The 16,334-nt window shown below is 60.5% G+C and carries 17 protein-coding genes and 2 pseudogenes; 8 read left to right on the forward strand and 11 right to left on the reverse strand.

Translation table 11 applies throughout. The features are described from left to right. Positions 1–33 precede the first annotated feature (33 nt). The 5 genes from XH87_RS21530 to dctP all read right to left on the reverse strand — a co-directional run bounded on the left by XH87_RS21530 (position 34) and on the right by dctP (position 5,730). Positions 34–723 carry a hypothetical protein gene (locus XH87_RS21530; protein WP_271588790.1) on the reverse strand — a complete coding sequence of 230 codons (690 nt, stop codon included), beginning with the start codon at positions 721–723 and terminating at the stop codon, positions 34–36. Between the two features lie 20 nt (positions 724–743). Then, positions 744–2,153: a hypothetical protein gene (locus XH87_RS21535; protein ID WP_271588791.1), complete on the reverse strand. Its 1,410-nt coding sequence runs from the start codon at positions 2,151–2,153 to the stop codon at positions 744–746. Between the two features lie 609 nt (positions 2,154–2,762). Further along, entirely contained in the window at positions 2,763–4,088 is a 1,326-nt protein-coding gene (locus XH87_RS21540; RefSeq protein WP_158669875.1) for a TRAP transporter large permease, read from the reverse strand. After that, positions 4,085–4,651 (reverse strand): TRAP transporter small permease subunit, encoded by a 567-nt coding sequence (locus XH87_RS21545; protein ID WP_035705691.1) that lies wholly within the window; start codon positions 4,649–4,651, stop codon positions 4,085–4,087. The genes XH87_RS21540 and XH87_RS21545 overlap by 4 nt, the downstream gene beginning before the upstream one ends. Positions 4,652–4,734: 83 nt before the next feature. Further along, on the reverse strand, positions 4,735–5,730 hold the full coding sequence (gene dctP / locus XH87_RS21550) for a TRAP transporter substrate-binding protein DctP (protein ID WP_158669873.1): 996 nt from the start codon (positions 5,728–5,730) through the stop codon (positions 4,735–4,737). Between the two features lie 374 nt (positions 5,731–6,104). Between dctP and XH87_RS21555 the strand changes: the two genes are divergently transcribed. Genes XH87_RS21555 through XH87_RS21565 form a run of 3 tightly spaced genes read left to right on the forward strand, consistent with a single transcriptional unit; the run spans position 6,105 to position 7,497 of the window. Further along, positions 6,105–6,461, forward strand: coding sequence for a hypothetical protein (locus tag XH87_RS21555; RefSeq protein WP_271588792.1), 357 nt, complete (start codon positions 6,105–6,107; stop codon positions 6,459–6,461). Next, on the forward strand, positions 6,461–6,766 hold the full coding sequence (locus XH87_RS21560) for a hypothetical protein (RefSeq protein ID WP_271588793.1): 306 nt from the start codon (positions 6,461–6,463) through the stop codon (positions 6,764–6,766). Before XH87_RS21555 ends, XH87_RS21560 begins: the two co-directional genes overlap by 1 nt. A gap of 14 nt (positions 6,767–6,780) precedes the next feature. Then, on the forward strand, positions 6,781–7,497 hold the full coding sequence (locus XH87_RS21565; protein WP_271588794.1) for a hypothetical protein: 717 nt from the start codon (positions 6,781–6,783) through the stop codon (positions 7,495–7,497). 262 nt (positions 7,498–7,759) lie between these two features. On the opposite strand, the gene XH87_RS21570 is transcribed toward XH87_RS21565, so the two are convergent. Continuing rightward, entirely contained in the window at positions 7,760–8,044 is a 285-nt protein-coding gene (locus XH87_RS21570; RefSeq protein ID WP_271588795.1) for a LapA family protein, read from the reverse strand. Positions 8,045–8,553: 509 nt separating this feature from the next. Here XH87_RS21570 and XH87_RS21575 point away from each other — a divergent pair. Next, positions 8,554–9,237 (forward strand): hypothetical protein, encoded by a 684-nt coding sequence (locus XH87_RS21575; protein ID WP_271588796.1) that lies wholly within the window; start codon positions 8,554–8,556, stop codon positions 9,235–9,237. A 444-nt stretch (positions 9,238–9,681) separates the two neighbouring features. Here XH87_RS21575 and XH87_RS21580 read toward each other — a convergent pair whose 3' ends face one another. Next, a complete protein-coding gene (locus XH87_RS21580) occupies positions 9,682–10,086 on the reverse strand; it encodes a hypothetical protein (RefSeq protein WP_271588797.1) in 405 nt (134 codons plus the stop codon). 45 nt (positions 10,087–10,131) lie between these two features. Continuing rightward, on the reverse strand, positions 10,132–10,590 hold the full coding sequence (locus XH87_RS21585) for an SMEK domain-containing protein (RefSeq protein ID WP_271588798.1): 459 nt from the start codon (positions 10,588–10,590) through the stop codon (positions 10,132–10,134). A 649-nt stretch (positions 10,591–11,239) separates the two neighbouring features. Between XH87_RS21585 and XH87_RS21590 the strand changes: the two are divergent. Both XH87_RS21590 and XH87_RS21595 read left to right on the forward strand, forming a co-directional pair. Then, positions 11,240–11,482 (forward strand): annotated as a pseudogene (locus tag XH87_RS21590) (Ku protein); the annotation flags it as partial. 149 nt (positions 11,483–11,631) lie between these two features. Then, positions 11,632–12,248: pseudogene (locus tag XH87_RS21595) on the forward strand (cell envelope biogenesis protein TolA). A gap of 58 nt (positions 12,249–12,306) precedes the next feature. On the opposite strand, the gene XH87_RS21600 reads toward XH87_RS21595, so the two are convergent. Together XH87_RS21600 and ligD are read right to left on the reverse strand one after the other, a co-directional pair. Beyond that, complete coding sequence (locus XH87_RS21600) at positions 12,307–12,474, reverse strand: hypothetical protein (protein WP_271588799.1); 168 nt, start codon at positions 12,472–12,474, stop codon at positions 12,307–12,309. Then, positions 12,474–13,394: a non-homologous end-joining DNA ligase gene (ligD, locus tag XH87_RS21605; protein ID WP_271589153.1), complete on the reverse strand. Its 921-nt coding sequence runs from the start codon at positions 13,392–13,394 to the stop codon at positions 12,474–12,476. The genes XH87_RS21600 and ligD overlap by 1 nt, the downstream gene beginning before the upstream one ends. A 105-nt stretch (positions 13,395–13,499) precedes the next feature. Between ligD and XH87_RS21610 the strand changes: the two genes are divergently transcribed. Continuing rightward, positions 13,500–13,688 (forward strand): DUF3606 domain-containing protein, encoded by a 189-nt coding sequence (locus tag XH87_RS21610; protein ID WP_271588800.1) that lies wholly within the window; start codon positions 13,500–13,502, stop codon positions 13,686–13,688. Between the two features lie 25 nt (positions 13,689–13,713). On the opposite strand, the gene XH87_RS21615 is transcribed toward XH87_RS21610, so the two are convergent. Next, positions 13,714–13,992 carry a hypothetical protein gene (locus tag XH87_RS21615; protein ID WP_271588801.1) on the reverse strand — a complete coding sequence of 93 codons (279 nt, stop codon included), beginning with the start codon at positions 13,990–13,992 and terminating at the stop codon, positions 13,714–13,716. 1,231 nt (positions 13,993–15,223) lie between these two features. On the opposite strand from XH87_RS21615, the gene XH87_RS21620 reads away from it, so the two are divergent. Then, positions 15,224–16,171, forward strand: coding sequence for an ArdC family protein (locus tag XH87_RS21620; RefSeq protein ID WP_271588802.1), 948 nt, complete (start codon positions 15,224–15,226; stop codon positions 16,169–16,171). Positions 16,172–16,334: the final 163 nt, after the last annotated feature.

The raw sequence follows: 16,334 nt of genomic DNA on the forward strand, positions 1-16,334 counted from the left end.
GTAGCCGGTCCCGCCGGTCGGACGAGCGGCTCGTCAGAGCGTGTCGAGATGGAAGGTCACTCCGCCGCCCCATGCGAAGTTGCCGTCTCCGCCATCGCCGCCGATGCCGGCGACAACTTCCTGGTGCTGGTCCACCGCGAGCTTGTTGATCTGGGTGGCATCCGTATTGGCGTAGACCTTGGAGGTATCGTAGCCGCTGTAGGACTTCTGGCTGCCGTTCGACTCGGCGTCTCCGCCATGAGCCTTCGAAAACCACGAGGCCGTCGCGTTTGCACCGCCGGCGTCCCAGTCTGCCTTCTGAGTGACGTGATCGCCGGTGTTCACGTGCACGTCGGCGCCTTCCGCCTTGTTGGTCGGATCGTAGTTGACAGTCGGCTTGCTGATGATCGCTCCCTTGAAAGTACCGTCGCCGCCATTTCCGGCACTTTGACCACCGGTGTCGATCGATTTGACTTTGATCGTATCCGAGATGTTGATTGCCTTTGGCATCATTTGAGGCCTCCGTCGTTTTGTTGGCTGTCGTGCAACATCCATCCCGATCAGGCGGACGCGCACGGCAAGTCTGATCCGCCCGTGCGCGAGAGCGATAGATGTCAAATCGAACACCATCCGGTCTGGTGGGCCTACATACGAAAGTACGACATTTCGTCGGGGGAGGGCGCCTCTGCGCGGGCTTTGCATGCGAAGAGCGGCGACGGCGCGTGCCGCGATGCGATCGGCCATGCGAGCGATGCGACGTTTCGCTATGCCACCAGGTGAAGATCCGACAAGAGATGCGCGGCGTCGCCACCCAGCGCGAGGTTGCCGTAGCCGCCGTCCCCGCCAACGCCGGCGATCTGGGTCGCACTCTGGTCGATGTGCACGTTGTTGACCTGATCGGCCACGGCCGTCGAATGTGGACCTGCGATTGCTATGTTGATGGGTGCATAGATCGCGAAGCTGACGTCGATCAGACTGCCCGCAAAATAGCCGTTGCCGCCATTGCCTGCGCTGTTCGAACCGGTCGCGATCGTATCGGACCCGCCCCACAGACTATGGGAGAGAAGGTTTGCATGGCCGCCCGCTGCGGCGTTGTCGTTGCCGCCGTGCCCGCCAATGCCAGCGATCTGAACCGCGGATTGATCCACGGAGACATCATTGATCTGGACCGCATAAGCGCTGGAGCCATAGCCCGCGATTGCGACGTTGATCGGGTTGTACACTACAAACGAGGTATGGACGAGTTCTCCGTGGAACATGCCGTCACCGCCATTGCCGGCCTGGCTTCCGCCCGTTTGAACGTCAAAGACGCTCGATCCCCAACTGGGGTCGAGCGTGATGACGCTGCCGCCGGCGGCCACATTGCCATGTCCGCCACTTCCGCCGACGCCCGCGATCTGCGTGGCCGATTGGTCGACATCGACCGTGTTCGACTGACTTGCATGTGCAGTGCCGCCCGAGCTCGCCAACGCAATATTGATCGGATGATAGATCACCACGGGAGCGTCCACGATCGCACCCGAGAAATAGCCGCCGCCACCATTTCCGGCGCTGTTGTCGCCGCTCGTGATCACGCCGGAGCCTGAAAACGTACTGATGCTCCCACCCGCCGCAATGTCGTTATTGCCGCCATGGCCGCCGACGCCGGCCATTTGAAAAGCGGATTGATCGACATTCAAATTGTTGAACTGGTTGGCCAGGGCGACCGAGCCGTATCCCACGCTGATCGAAATGTTGATCGGTTCGTAGACCAACAGGGACGCGTGAATGATACCTCCGTAAAAATGGCCATCCCCGCCGCTCCCTGCCGTGTTCGCCCCGGTCTCGACCGAAGCAATGCCCTTCTCGGGAAAGGATGCGCCGGCAGCAGGCTTCGTGGACGAAACATCCAGGCCCCCTGCGTGGTTGCCGGCGTGGCCGTCCATCTCGCCCCCCGATGGGGGATGTTTGGATTGAACCGGGTCGGAGTCTTTATGATGGGTATTCGCGCTCGCGGCGTATGCTCCAGGATCAGCAAACGGGCCGGGACGATGGGCGAGGGTGCCACCGCCGACCGGGTGAGCCACGAACGGAGCGCTCGCCGCAGGGCCCAATTCGCCCGCGCCATCGTACCCATCGTGGTGATGAGAGGCGTGATGCAGCCGGATTGCATCCGACATCCGCGTAAAATCCATCGTGGCCTCCCTCATCGCAATCGCTCCGCGCGATCGGACGGGTTCTGCACTCCGGACAGAATGTCGTCCCGGGAAGGTCGAATGCCCAGCCGTCAGTTCGGATATAGCGCTCGTCCGGCAGCCGTAACATCGGCTACATCCGTTCGGGTGTGGTTACGGCCTTTGCATCAATTCCCCCGGTCCGTACTGCGCCCTTGGTCGCGGCCAAAGCTTGTGTCCGGGCAGGCGCAACACCGGGGTGGTCATGTCCGGTTATTCGCGATTTTGTCTCGTCGCTTCTCTACTTCCTGCAGGCCTCTCGACGTCGTCCACGTCTGCGAACCCACTTTCCGCATTCTTCAAGCCCGAACCCGCGACAACCCCTGCGCGTGCTTCAGCGGAAGTGAAGTGCTTGTCGCGGCCCGGCAAAGTGATCGATTTATTGGTGGGCCCGGCAGGACTCGAACCTGCAACCAGACCGTTATGAGCGGCGGAAAAACCACCGGCTTCGTTGATTTTTCTGCATCTTCGTTTGAGTTCGATCGCGTTCGTTGCGTTCTGATGCGATCGTTTCTGGTACGAAACTGGTGCGGTGCATGTGGACTTCGTGAATGAGCCGGCAAGAGCTGCTTAGTGACTTCCGCTTCCGGGCCCCATCAGCCTGTCCGGCAGCCAGGTCGCGATCTCCGGAAAAATGCAGAGGATCGCGATCGCCAGCATCATGCAGACCACATAGGGCAGCGTGCCCCACATCACTTTCGCCAGCGGCACGTCCGGGGCGATGGCGTTGACGATGTAGATATTGAGGCCGACCGGCGGATGGATCAGACCGATCTCCATGTTGATGGTCAGGATTACACCGAACCAGACCGGGTCGAAGCCCGCCGAGGTGATGATCGGCAACAGGATCGGGCTTGTCATCAAAATTATGGCCGCGGGCGGAATGAAGAAGCCACAGACCAGCAGGAAGATGTTGATCAGGAACATCAACACCCATTTATTGGCGTGCAGTTCGGCGATTGCCTGCGCCAGCGTCTGCGTAAGATAGAGGGAGGTAAGCATGTAGCCAAACAGCACCGCGGCCGCGATGATGGTCAGGATCATCACCGACTCGCGCATGGTGTCGCGCAGGATGTGCCAGATCTGGTGCGGCCGCCAAAGCCGGTAGATCACAATCGCCAGGATCAGGCAGAGTGCGGCGCCGACGCCGGCCGCCTCCGACGGCGTGGCAATGCCGCCATAGAGCGCGTACATGACGCCGATCACGACGATCAGAAACGGGGCGACTTTCGGGACTGACGTGAGCTTCTCGCTCCAGCTGTAGCGAAAGCCGGGAGCATGCGAGCGAAAGCCGCTGCGCCAGATCTTGTACAGCGTCCACAACATGAACATCGCTGTCAGCATCAGGCCCGGCATAACGCCGGCGATAAACAGCCGGCCGATCGAGGTCTCGGTGGCAATGCCGTAGAGGATGAAGGTAACTGAGGGCGGAATCAGTATGCCGAGCGTTCCTCCGGCGCAGATCGACCCGGTCGCAACCTCGTCGGGATAGCCGCGCCGGCGCATCTCCGGAATGCCCATCTTGCCGATAGCGGCGCAGCAGGCGGGCGACGACCCGGTGAGCGCCGCAAAGATAGCGCAGGCACCGATATTGGAAATCGCGAGTCCGCCGGGAAGACGGTAGAGCCAGCGATCGAGCGCTTCGTACAGGTCCTTGCCGGCGGGCGAGGACCCGATCGCCGCGCCCATCATGACGAACATCGGAATAGCCACCAGGGTGAACTCGTCGAGCCCCGACCAATAGGTCTCGGCGACGACGCTAAGGCTATCGAAGCCCTGGAAGACGACAAGGAAGGCCAACGCGATGGCGCCGAGGCCGAAGGCAACCGGGATGCCCGACACCAGCATCAGCAGGGTGACGATAAGAACGATCAGGCCTTGGATGCCCGGGCTCACCGCGCATCTCCAACCACTTCATGCGCGTGGGCACGCACGACGTCTTCCACAGCATGATCTTCCGGGATTCCGAACGGTGGAGAACGCCCCGTCACCAGGCAAAGCAACTCGACCACGTATTGCAGGACCAGAAGGCCGAGCCCGATCGGCATGGAGAGATAGGGAATCCACAGCCGAGCGCGCCAGACGGTGTTGGACAGCCAGTTTTCCGTGAGAGCCTGGTACCAGTAAATCGTGCAAAGCACGAAGATCGCCATGCAAAAGGCGAACGCAATCAGGCTCGTCACCAGCGCAAGCCAGAAGCGCATCCGGGGGCGAACGTGCAGCGGCAGAATGTCGACATTGACGTGCCCGCGCGTCATCAGGACATAGGAGCTGCCGATGAAAGTCGCGCCGACGATGCAATAAGTCACTACGTCGATCTGCCAGATCGTAGTGAGATTGAACACATAGCGCTCGATCACCATGTCGCAGATCACGAGAACGGCGAGGCCGATCAGCACCGCGCCGGTCACGCCGGCCACCCGCGACAGGAAGGTGACGACCCGTACGAAACCATTCATCAAATTGTCCGATTTGCTGAGAGGCCTGTTCCGGCGTGGCCGACTCCCGGCGGATCGCTTCGCCGGGAGCTCGGCCCCTGCCGCTATTTTACGGCGAGTGCTTCGTCGATCAGCTTCTGCCCGTTCGGCACGTTCTTGGCGAACTCGACATAGGAACTCTTCTTCGCCACTTCCAGCCATGCCTGATAATCGGCGTCGCTCAGCGTCACGACCTTCACCTTGTGGTCCTCGAATGCCTTGATGGCCTCCTTGTTCACCTCGTCTGCCTTGCCCTCATAATATGTCTGGGCCTTCTTGCCAGCTGCCAGAACGGCGTCCTGCTGCCTCTTGTTGAGCCTGTTGAAACTCTTCTTCGACATTAGCACCGGCTCGTACATGAACCACAGCGCGTTGTCGCCGGGCGCGGTCAGGCAGTCCGTCACTTCATAGAGACGCATCGACTGGAAGGTGCCAAGGCTGGTGTCGGTGCCATTCACCACGCCGGTCTGGAACGCATTGTAGATTTCGTTCGATGGTGGGCTCACGATGCTGGCGCCGGCCGCTTCCCACATGCCGGCGAAGGTCGGGCCGGCAGCCCGGAATTTACGGCCCTTCATGTCGTCGGGCTTGACGATACACCCGTTCTTCGAAGCCATGCCGCCGGCAAACCAGGCGTCAGACAGCACGATGACGCCATGCTTTTCGATTTCTGCGCGGATGTCCTTCATGAACGGCGAGTTGTTGACGCGTTTTGCGCGCTCCTGGTTGCGGATCAGACCGGGCATCAGGGTCGCACTGAAGGCACGCACCTTGCCGCTGGCATAGTCGAGCGGGAGTAGCGAGATGTCGAGTTGCCCGTTGACCATGGCATTCCACTGGTCGTTGGGCTTGAACAGCGAAGCCCCTGGATAGACCTGAACGTCGACCCCGACATCGGAGGCCTTCATTTCCTTGGCGATCATCTGCACCATGTCGTCGCGCACGTCGCCTTTGCCGCCGGGAAACTGATGCGATGCCTTCATGGTAATCTGCGCCTGTGCTGCGCCTGAGATCGCAATAGCGGCGACCGCACCAGCTAAGATTGCAGGAATTCGTCTCATGTGCTCCTCCCAGATTCCTTATCGTTGACCTTGAGACCGCTCAGGCTTGCAATCAAATCCTACGACGAGGCGCACCGCCATTCCGGTCGCATATGACTTTAGTAGAGTGTGACAATGAGGCGCGAGATCATTGGCCTGCGCCGGGCTCGCCCGTGCGTTGAACGTCGCGATGTCCGGTTCAGGCCGGGCAGGCTCGGGACGAGCGGTGCGACAGACTGCCGTTCCCGCAGAGTACACTCTCGCGAAACATGGACGACCGTTGGTGGGCCGTTCGAATCAGGAGCGCAATGCAGCAACACCGACTGAGCTGTTCGAAGCGTGGTGGGCCCGGCAGGACTCGAACCTGCAACCAGACCGTTATGAGCGGGAGAATATTGATCAGCTTTGCTGATTTTGTTGCGTTTTCGTTTGATTTCGTCCGCGTTCGTTGCGTTTCGATCAGGTCGTTTCTGGTGCGAAACTGGTGCGGTGACGCCTGCTTAACCGCCCTCGCAGACATAGCGAATGCGAGCAAACACTTCGTGTTGGATCGCGGGCGCCGTACCGGTTTGTCGGCGGATCACTTTGAAATAGGGAAAGGGGCGGCCTTTAGTGATGGAAGCTATTTCTGTGATGGCACAAGCTTCTCGGATATTCCTGACGTGGTTCGCGTTCAGTTCAGAGGTGAACTAATTGATGTGCTTCATCTCTGTCGAGAGGCGCTCGCCTTCTTTCGAACTAAGGTGCCCTAATGAAAATCGACCGCGCACAATACGAAGCTTGGCGACAGCAGTGTTCCGACATCTATTCCATCGTTACTGACAAGAACGACGACTGGGTCGGGGCTGTTTCGTCACTGATGCTACAGATCGAACGCGACTGTCCCGATACCAACGTGACCAGCAACGCCAGGACCGCGCGCAGGCATGCGTTGGCGTTTAAAAGTCCAAAACGCAAAGTGCGGTTAGCAGACATCTATCTGGATTTTTTGAAAGCGTGGCAGCGCGTCGAGTTGGCGATCGGAATGCACCTAATCGATAAACCCCCGATCCATTAGAACGGAGCATGTTAGTGGCGCACAAAGTGGGCTGGGGTGTTCATTTGATCGGACACTCATTCGACCTCGCGGACTGGGCCGACGCCTTGCAGGTGCCATTTGACCCGTGGGTCGACCAGAAGGACGACGAGTATTTTCTGCGGACCGGGCAATTCGACGCGCTGGCGAATGCGGATGAGGTGCGCGGGCGCGCCGTTGCAATCGTCGAGCAACTTAACGCGGCGATGGAAATCAAATTTGGTAGCCGACCTGTCCGTTTTGAAGGCGTAGTCGAATATCGTGCCGACGGTACGCGAGGCATCCATATGTCGGTTGCCGTAGGCTCGGTAGAAGCGCGCAGGCGAGCGGGCGCTATCGGGATTGCGATAGCGGAGCAAGAAGGTTCAGCACCGCTTCCGAAGGAAAGTCACGTTCAGCAGTGGGTGGCGATCAGTGAAGATCACGATCTGTTGGCGGATGCTTTGATCTACTTCAACCGGGCCGAATGGTTCGATGTCTACAAGGCGATCGAATGTCTTGAGGACTGGGTCGGTGGCGAAGATGCGTTGCGCGCAAAGGGCTGGGTCGCAGCCTCAGATATCAAGCGGGTGAAGCGAACAGCAAATTCCTACAGACATCGACAAGGTGGGAAACATACGCCGCCATTGGATCCGATTTCGCTGGCGGACGCTCGCCGATTGTTAGGCAACCTTATTGCGAAGGCGTTCGGGACTGCAAAGGGCGAGGCCTGACGCTGGCGCAGCGCGCGAAGCTGATCGCCAAGCGGAAGGCGGCTTATGAGGCCGTGCATCCGGAGACGAAGCGGCCGGGCGAGGCGTGAAAAAGGATCGCAACTTGCGATCTTTTGCTGACGATACGGCCGGCAAGACCGGAAAGCATTGTGCTTCAATCGCTCGCGACGCGACCCGCGCTAAGGCGTTGGGCCCCGATCTAAACCGCGTCGTCGGGACGTCGCTGGACGAAGGCGCCAAACTGGATGCGCGCGGGATGAAGTCATGAGGACGGCGGCGGCTCTGAAATGGTAGCTGTAGCGCGCTCGGACGACATGGCCGTCGAGCGAGCGGTCAATTCCACGATAATTCCAACGATGTGCCCGGCGCTGTCATATCTTGGCTTTAGGTCCGCCTGCCGATTTAGGAGCGCGAAGAGCGTTAATTCGTGTAATTCACGAAGCTTCTTTGTCTCTCGTCGCAACTCTTCTCCCGCCCGAAAGTAGAAGAAGATTGATACCAGAGTTGTGATTAGCGCGCCGAGGAAGAAGTACCCGAAGTTTTCCATGACCTACTCTCGCCCTGCATCCACTTCGATCTGATGACCCGAGGCGCGGTCGGCGCCGGTATTGCTTCTGCAATGACGGTTTGCCGTTCGGCTTCGCGGTCAAGGTCCAGACCATACGACCGCAGTCCGTGTAGTGCGGCAAGGTCGAATGGCGATTGACTTGGCGCCCAGCCTTTTGGGCGGCGACGACCGCATCGCGGGTGTCATCCTCCATCGGTCCTTCGACCGAAAAGCCGTAGCGGTTGCGACAGGGTGCCGCCCGGTTTTTATCCATTTTGAACTGGGGAGAGACCGTCAAGGTCTCTCTCGATGCATCACTTGTCCGCGCAGAAATTCTGCGGATCACCACCGCAAAGCGCCGCTGATCGCCCTGGTTGCAATGCTATATCGTCCAATGTTTCTGAGGAAGGCCGGGCATTGGTTAGATCATCATATTTAGTCGTCACCTCGATGCTCTTTTGGGGCGCTATGGGGTGGCTTCTCTACTCCGTTTGGAAGTTGCCGTTCTAATGCGGAATTTCACCGCATGGACGAACGCCAAAATTCACCCGCTGCTGGCAGGCAGTGAACCCGTCATGGGCTCAGCTCCTGGCGTCGTGAGTCCTCGATGTCGTCGTCAGCATCGGTTTGCGTACGATTTTGCCAAGCTAGCAGCGCAAGCTCGCGAGATGGCGACCGGCTGCGCCCCAGGCGCAAGAGAGTTTCTATTGACGCTAGCGAACAGATTTGACGAAGAAGCGGCCACCCAAGCCGCCGTGCAGACCAAAGTGCCTTACTGGCCCATCGGGCTTGCATTGTGCGTTACACTGGTCAACATCCTGCTGGTCACATGGAGCGAGCGCGACTATGGATCGCCCAAGCCGCCGCCTGCTCCAAACGCCTACCTCCTTCCGAGGCCGCACCAGATCTATCCGGATGGCTTTGTCTATTCGGCGCCCATCCCCAAGCAATTCGAGGCCTATGCCGACGAGGACAATGACACGCAGTCATCGCCGGTGGTGCTGTATGAGGACGACAAGCCGCTCGCATGGCCGCATAGCCTCGGCTATTTGGTCGCCCAGCAAGGTATGGGGCGTTACTCGCTACAGCATGGTCATGTCTTCTTCTCAAGCAGCGACAATTCCGACCCGCGCTCGAACCACCGATACTACTGGCTTGTGGTGCCATCTCAGGCGAAAGAGGCCGCCAACTGAAGTGGCGGAGGCGATGTATTCGAGACGGTCGAATGGCGCCGGCGGCTGGCCAGCCAGGAAAGACTGGATGCACGATCTAGCGCTTCCGCTACCGCATAGGAGTCGGAAGCGAGGCCCGGCAATGGAGGCGAACCCAACCGGACCTCGCAGCCGCCGATCCCGGAGGGGATCGGGGTGAAGGATCGCATAGAAAGCGTGCCGTTTTCCGTCTTAGTTGCGGTTCGTTTCGCCGGAAAGCACCAATACATACGGCACGGCGATCCTTATTGCAGTCGATGGCGCCGATCGTCGTGATCCCGAGCGCGGTCCGCAACGCATCAGTCAGCCCGATCCGCCAAGCAAGCGTGTCCGCCATCCAACTGAGCGGCTTCCTGATGATCCGCGCGGCTAGGTCTGCGCATTCGGCCTCAGACAGCCACGGCGCCCAGAGATTTGCCCAAGCAGCTATGTGCCGGTCAGGCGCCCGGTAAGTCGTGGCGATGTGATGCGCGGCGACCAGCAGGTCGTCGCGGCCGCCGTCGTCGTCGGGCAGGGGACGCCGTACCGATGCCGGAAGAACCGTTCTAACTCGCGCAAACGTACCTTGGCTTTCGCCGGCGCCCTGCGCCGGCGCTTGCCCTCTTGTCGATCATCCCAAGTGAACCGGTCGTCGTCGGCATAGCGGCAGGCGATTTCGTGATGGGCGAGACGCTGCGCCGACGTTTCATCGGCGAACTTCCGCTTCACATCGTCCCACAGAGCCGGCATGTGCTCAAGCGCTCGACCGTACTCGTCCAGCGCGTCGCGCAGCAACTCGTAGGCCTGATCCTCACTGAGGTAGGGGCGACCATCTTTCTTGTCGATCGACACCGGCGTTCAAGCGCATCCTCGGCGAGGTCGACGCGTACATCACCTTCAGCTCGAGAGCATCCACTCCTGCGCAGCGAGGCGGAGACCAGCCACCTGACAGAGAAGGTCACCGAGGTCGATGATGTGCTTCTTGCAGTTGAAGGCGAATTGATTAGTCAGCAGCTCGTTCACCGACGTTTGGCTGTAAGAAGACTGCTTCCGCGCGAGCATGAGGACATAGAGCTCGTCGAACGTGTTGTGGTAGGCGCGATCCATGAACTGCTGGACGGTCGACTTCACTTTCTCGAGCGTCGTCGTCGATGTTATCTGGAACGACACACGGTCGTGATCGTCGCCGATATCGATACCGGGAAAATTCTGCTTCCGGTTCAGGTTGACGAGGCGGGGAAGGTTGTAGACCGACTTCAGGAGGGGGAGAACCGCTATCGAGACGTCCGGACGCCGCGGGAGCTCAAGAGCTGACTCTCCGCAGTGACAGTCCGGAACCCGGGAGATTCTCCGCATCAGATTGCGCCCAATTCAGCGCGCCGATGATGTTGGCATCGCCACTTTGCTGAAGGGCCTCGAAGATGGTGTCGAATTCTCCGATCGAGGACCTCAGGATATCGGGCGACGACGGTCTATGTCCGTGCACCAGACTGTTCCTGACATTGCGCAGATGGTCGATTATTCTTACCGGTATGCGGTGGTCGCCGAGAAGGGACGGGATGGCTTTGTTCGACGGGATCGGGTGCGTCGGAATGCCCTGACTTCTGGCCAAGCGCCGGGCGAATCTTTCGAATACGTACCCATCTCGTGAGGAATTCGCCGAGCAGGGTCGGACCGTGTTCGCCGGAAACGGCCTGGGAATACGGATCGCGGGAACTCGCCTTCGCCTTCAAGGCCAGAAACGTCTCGTATAGTTCGGGCCTCTCCGACAGGATAGCATCGGCGATCTGGTCGGCCAATGGCCGAGCTTCGGTGTCCGGATCGAGAACCGGGATGTAGCAGCTGACGCCGTCCGGAGTATCTAGGCCGGCCTCGCGCAGAAGCTCGAAGAGAACGTCGACGCAGCCAGCTTTTCCATCTGCTTCGGGGCCATCGGATCAAGTACGCCAAGGTCGACGCCGACACCGGCGAGGAGGTCGACAACGAGGACATCGTCAAGGGCTACAAGCCGATCAGAGCGAAAGAGCGTCCTCGGGGCGAGAATGTCGTCGATCTGATGGACGCGCTGCGCAAGAGCATCGGACGAGACGCGACGGGCCCGACAGAGGCGCCGAAGAAGCCAGCCGAGAAGCCGCGCAAAGCGGCCGCTGGGCAGAAGGAAATGCTGATGCCGATCACTGGCAAAAAAACGGCCAAGGAGAGCGCGGCAAAAAAGCCCGCCGCAAAGCCGCAGCGAAAGTCGGCCTAGCCTACCGTGAAGCATCCGGCGACGTCGGAGGGCGGGCGCTACTTATATCCCGCACCGGCGGCGCCGTGTGTTCGTTTCGAAGAACCCCTGCTCGCGAGGTAGGCTGAACGAGGGATCAAACGATCGCGTCGGTCGGCGGGAAGCATGTCATGGCGAGAAAACTCAAGACCTACCAGACTTCGCTGGGCTTCTTCGATCTGGCGATCGCCGCTCCTTCCATGAAAGCGGCCCTCGAAGCCTGGGGCGCCAACAGCAATCTCTTCCACCAGGGCGCGGCGAAGGAAAGCGACGATCCGGACGTCATCGCTGCGGCCATGAAGAAGCCTGGCGTCGTTCTCAGGCGCCCGGTCGGATCCGACGGATCCTTCAGCGAGCAAGCCGAACTGCCCTCCGATCTCGGCGGGGACAGAGATTGACGAACGCTCCGCGCAAATCGAAGAGCACTATGGCGAAGAAGCCTTCCTCGCGTCCTGTCGACAAGGCGGCGGAGCGGAAGGCCGCACTTGCCTACCAACGGGAGGAGAGGCGCCGGGAAGCTGAACGGGCGAGGGAGGAGGCCGCCAGGCAGAGAGAACGTGAGCGCCGTCAGCAGGCGGTCGACAAGGCGCAAGCTGCGTTGGCCAAGGCGGAGCAGGAGCACCTGAAGCGGGCCGCGGCCATCCAGGCCGAGGTTGAGGCCCTCGCAAAGAGATCTCAAGCCGAAGAAGCCCGCTGGGACAAGGAGAAGGAGCGATTGGAAGCCGCGCTGCGGCGCGCGCGGAGTTAGTCGCGACGGGCTCTTGATCCGCGGCACCGAGTGAAGGCCAGAGGTCACCGTCAAGCGTTCATCGTTCGGGATCTGGTACGCGCGCTGCGGCTCGGTTCACCGCGGTGCGGTCCCGTCTGTCCTCAGGAGCGAGCTCCATGACCGCTCGATGCAGCTCGGCCGGAATCGTCAGCGGACTTTCCGGGGGCTTGTTCGCCCACTGCCAGAAGCGGTCGAACGCATCCATCACAGGTCCTCCCGCAAGCCCCGGAAGAAAGGGTGGCGAATCTTTCCCTCGGCCGACTTCGCGCGATACTCGATCTCGGCCAGAAGCTTGGGTTCGACCCAGATGCCCTTGTGACCGATGCGCTTGGTGTAAGGCTGGGTCTTTCGGATGAGGGGTCTAAGCCGTCTCTGCAGATCGGCGGCCGAGACCTTGTCGAAGCCGTGGTCGACCTTGCCAGCGTAGACCAGATCATCACCCTTGCGCCGGCCGACGTAGATGCCGTCCCACTTCGTCCCATCGAGTGCGAAGCCGGCAATGGTCAGCGTCTCACGCTGTACGCAGGCCTTTTTGACCCAATCATTCGTGCGTCCCGTTGGATAGGCGCTGCCCCGGACCTTCGAGACGACGCCTTCGAGGCCGAGCTTGCAGGCGTGCGCGAACATCTCGCGGCCGTCTATCTCGAAGCTTTCGCTGAACTGGATGTCGGTGCCGCTTAGAATCTTCTTGAGTTCGGCTTTGCGCTGAAGGAGCGGTAGCTTCCGGATATCTCGGCCGTTCAGATAGAGCAGATCGAACGCGACGAGCACGATCCTCTTCGACTTGCCCTTGAGCTCGTTCTGCAGAACCGAGAAGTCGGTCGTGCCGTCGGCGGCAGGTACCACGATCTCGCCGTCCACCACCGCCGAGTTCGCCTTGATCCGCCAGGCGTCATGAGCGACCTTCTTGAAGCGATGCGTCCAATCGTGGCCGCGCCGGGTGAAGATCTTCGCCGTCTCGTTGGCCAGATGGACCTGAACACGGTAGCCGTCGAATTTGATTTCGTGAATCCAGCGCTCTCCGGATGGCACCTTCTCGATCGAGGTGGCCAGGGCCGGTTCGATGAAGCCGGGGAAGGGCGCCTTGACGCCGATAGCCGCCGGCCTTTTACGCTGAAACGCCACTGAAGAACTCCACGCCACAGCCGATTCAAATTGGCACAGTTCGAATCGTTCCGGAACCGCCGAATCCTTGTTGCGTTGCCTCGACGCCACGAACAGGAGGTATCTATGGCGGCAGCGAAGAAGTCGAAGACGTCCCGCGGACGCAAGCAGGACCGGGCACGGGTGGCCGGCGGGCAGGACTACGAAGTGCAGTACGAGGCGAAGAAGACCGGAAAGTCGGCACCGGCGGTGAAAAAAGCTGTCAAAAAAGTCGGCAACGCGCGCAAGCGTGTAGAGAAACGGCTAGGCCGCTGACTCGGAGACGGGCTGGCGTCGATGTTTAGCGTCGGTCCTTCTCGTCAGGGGCGCATTCTGGGCAGGTATCACCAATCGAGTCCAGCACGTCGCGAACCGCGGCCACCGCTGCGTGCGGGGAGACGTCTGCTGGCGGGTCCTGACCGGCGATATCGAAGGCGCGCTCTCGTGCATGCGGATCGGCCCGGTCCTGTATCCAACCGTGCTCCTCGCACTCGCGGATGGCGCCCGCTTCGTTCAGCACGTTGATCGCCCAACCGCGCAGGGTGCGGATCGCCGGCCGTCTCTGCTTGGTCATCAGCATTGAAAGGTTCTCCCACGCTGAGACGAATCGTTTAGTCCCGCAGACGTTCCCCATCGCTAACACACGACTGGGATTCGGGATCGTGGGATCTCGTGGTTTTTCGAAGGCCGAATTATCCGCCCGGCCAGGTGCCTGGGTGGGCAAGAACGTACTGAAGAAACCATTTTTCCAATACTTCAGACGTCCGAGCTGAGGTGGTTGCTCCTTGTCCGTTTTGCGCGTGCGGCTGTCGCCGCACCGGGCTCTCGTGAACCGAGCCGCGCAGCGTCTCGGCCTTGCGGCTTCGATCCCTCGCGCACGAGCAAATCACCCCCCGCGGGGCAGAAACAAAAAACCAGACCTTTATGCAGCAGCCACCTGCACAAAGGTCCGGCCTTATCTTAGCGTGCCGCGATACCAAACGGCTGCAAAGGACGCTTCATATCCTTTGGGAGGTCTCGCTCTTCATCCGGGTTTCGACCCGGAGGCGGCAATATATCAGCAGCCGATACGACTACTTCTTTTTCTTTGAAGTCTTCTTTGCCACCTTCTTGGTAGCTGCCTTCGCGGTCTTCTTTGCCTTCTTCGCTTTCTTGGCCATGTCGTCCTCTGTAAGAATTGGCTCTCAGTGAACATGCCCACGCCGTGCATAGACATGCGCACGAGTGAGACGATATCACAAAAGCAAAATTGATACCAAGAAGACGTAAATCCGCATTGAGTCGCTCGCCGGAGGCACTCGCTCTCGGGTCCCGCCGTCATTGCATTCCGGCGTCGCTATCACTGCCCCGAGCCCGGGGACATTTTTAACCGGTCTCGCGACTGCACTCGGTCCCGGGTCCCGCCGCTACGCGTCGGCGCTATGCTGCCCCTCCTGCGGGTGCCTCTTAGCCGGGTCTCGCGACCCTTAGTGGTCTCCGCTTCGCTCCCCCCATACGATTCTCTTCTATATTAATGACGGGAGCCGTGCACCTCGCACACAAAGCTTCCTGTCCGACCCGCCACCACCTCGCCGCTCAGACGCCGTGCCCTCAGACGGGCAGGGGACGTGATTCATAATCTTCGGCATCGAGCTGCAGGTTGTCCAGACGGGCCGGACACGTGGCCCATTCGGTTCGAGGTCTACCGCGCGTGCAACTCTCTTCCGGCCGTGCGCCGTCATCGAGATTGAGAGTGAGAGTACGGACCGGGTTCGTCGTGACGGGTCGAAGGTCGGGAGAGAGGCTTCCGGCGCCTGTCGCGGAGAACCGCGATGTCCAGACACACACGAGCTCGCGTTGGCGATGACCGGGCGAGCCTTTACACTGAAATCACCGACAAGATCATCGCAGAACTAGAGGCCGGCCGTATCCCTTGGGTGCAGCCTTGGGGAACGGCGGCGATCAAGGCGCCGCTCGCCATGCCGCGCAATGCTTCGACGCTGCGCGGTTATTCCGGAATTAACGTGCTGATTTTGTGGGGTGCCGTTATTGAGTGCGGCTTCTCCAGCCAGAGCTGGCTGACCTTTCGTCAGGCGCTCGGGCTCGGCGGCCATGTCAGGAAGGGAGCGCGAGGTACGACCGTTGTCTACGCGGATCGCTTCATTCCCGAAGACGAGCGTCGACGTACCGCAGAGACCGGGGAGGAGCCGGGCACGATCCCGTTTCTCAAGCGCTTTACCGTTTTCAACATAGAGCAGTGTGACGGCTTGCCCGAGGACGTCGTTGGCTCGTTCGTCCCGCCGCCACCGGATCAGATCGAACCGCAAGCGGAATCGCTGATCGCCGCAACCGGCGCTGACTTCCGGATTGGCGGGGGGCGCGCTTACTACAATACGACCGGCGATTTTGTGCAGGTCCCGCCGCCGGCGGCGTATTTCGAGCCGATCAACTGGCATCGGACCGCGTTCCACGAACTGTCACATTGGAGTGGAGCTGTTTCCCGGCTTGCTCGTGATCTTTCGGGGTCGTTCGGCTCCAAATCTTACGCGCGCGAGGAACTGGTCGCGGAGATGGCGGGTGCGTTCGTCTGCGCTTCACTTGGCATCGTGCCGACCGTGCGCCACGCCGACTATATCGGCTCCTGGCTTGAGGTGCTGCGTGAGGACAACCGCGCCGTTGTACGGGCGGCGAGCGCGGCGTCGAAGGCCGCCGATTTCCTGCTCGGCTTTCAGCAACGGCCGATCGCCTCTGTCGATGAGGGGGACGAGGAGGCCGCGTAATGCGTCCGCCGGCCGTTTCGGCTTGCCTTCGGGGCGGGGCCTCAGAGAGCGAGAGGACGGGCGGTGCAGTTCGTGATGGGTTGGAGGTCGCGAGCGCTGAGAGGGAGAGCTGGGCCGGGAAGGGTTTGAGCCGTTGGGTCAAAGGAGAGCGCCTGATGGTTCG

Origin of the sequence: Bradyrhizobium sp. CCBAU 53415, from assembly GCF_028128735.1 — a bacterium.
Taxonomy (GTDB): Bacteria; Pseudomonadota; Alphaproteobacteria; order Rhizobiales; family Xanthobacteraceae; genus Bradyrhizobium.

Coding starts and splice junctions, on each gene's coding strand:
- XH87_RS21585 (WP_271588798.1), bottom strand. CDS start 10,590: ATGCGGAGAATCTCCCGGGTTCCGGACTGTCACTGCGGAGAGTCAGCT.
- dctP (WP_158669873.1), bottom strand. CDS start 5,730: ATGAGACGAATTCCTGCAATCTTAGCTGGTGCGGTCGCCGCTATTGCG.
- XH87_RS21530 (WP_271588790.1), bottom strand. CDS start 723: ATGGCCGATCGCATCGCGGCACGCGCCGTCGCCGCTCTTCGCATGCAA.
- XH87_RS21560 (WP_271588793.1), top strand. CDS start 6,461: ATGAAAATCGACCGCGCACAATACGAAGCTTGGCGACAGCAGTGTTCC.
- XH87_RS21545 (WP_035705691.1), bottom strand. CDS start 4,651: ATGAATGGTTTCGTACGGGTCGTCACCTTCCTGTCGCGGGTGGCCGGC.
- XH87_RS21600 (WP_271588799.1), bottom strand. CDS start 12,474: ATGGATGCGTTCGACCGCTTCTGGCAGTGGGCGAACAAGCCCCCGGAA.
- XH87_RS21610 (WP_271588800.1), top strand. CDS start 13,500: ATGGCGGCAGCGAAGAAGTCGAAGACGTCCCGCGGACGCAAGCAGGAC.
- XH87_RS21535 (WP_271588791.1), bottom strand. CDS start 2,153: ATGGATTTTACGCGGATGTCGGATGCAATCCGGCTGCATCACGCCTCT.
- XH87_RS21575 (WP_271588796.1), top strand. CDS start 8,554: ATGCGGAATTTCACCGCATGGACGAACGCCAAAATTCACCCGCTGCTG.
- XH87_RS21615 (WP_271588801.1), bottom strand. CDS start 13,992: ATGCTGATGACCAAGCAGAGACGGCCGGCGATCCGCACCCTGCGCGGT.
- XH87_RS21570 (WP_271588795.1), bottom strand. CDS start 8,044: ATGGAAAACTTCGGGTACTTCTTCCTCGGCGCGCTAATCACAACTCTG.
- XH87_RS21620 (WP_271588802.1), top strand. CDS start 15,224: ATGTCCAGACACACACGAGCTCGCGTTGGCGATGACCGGGCGAGCCTT.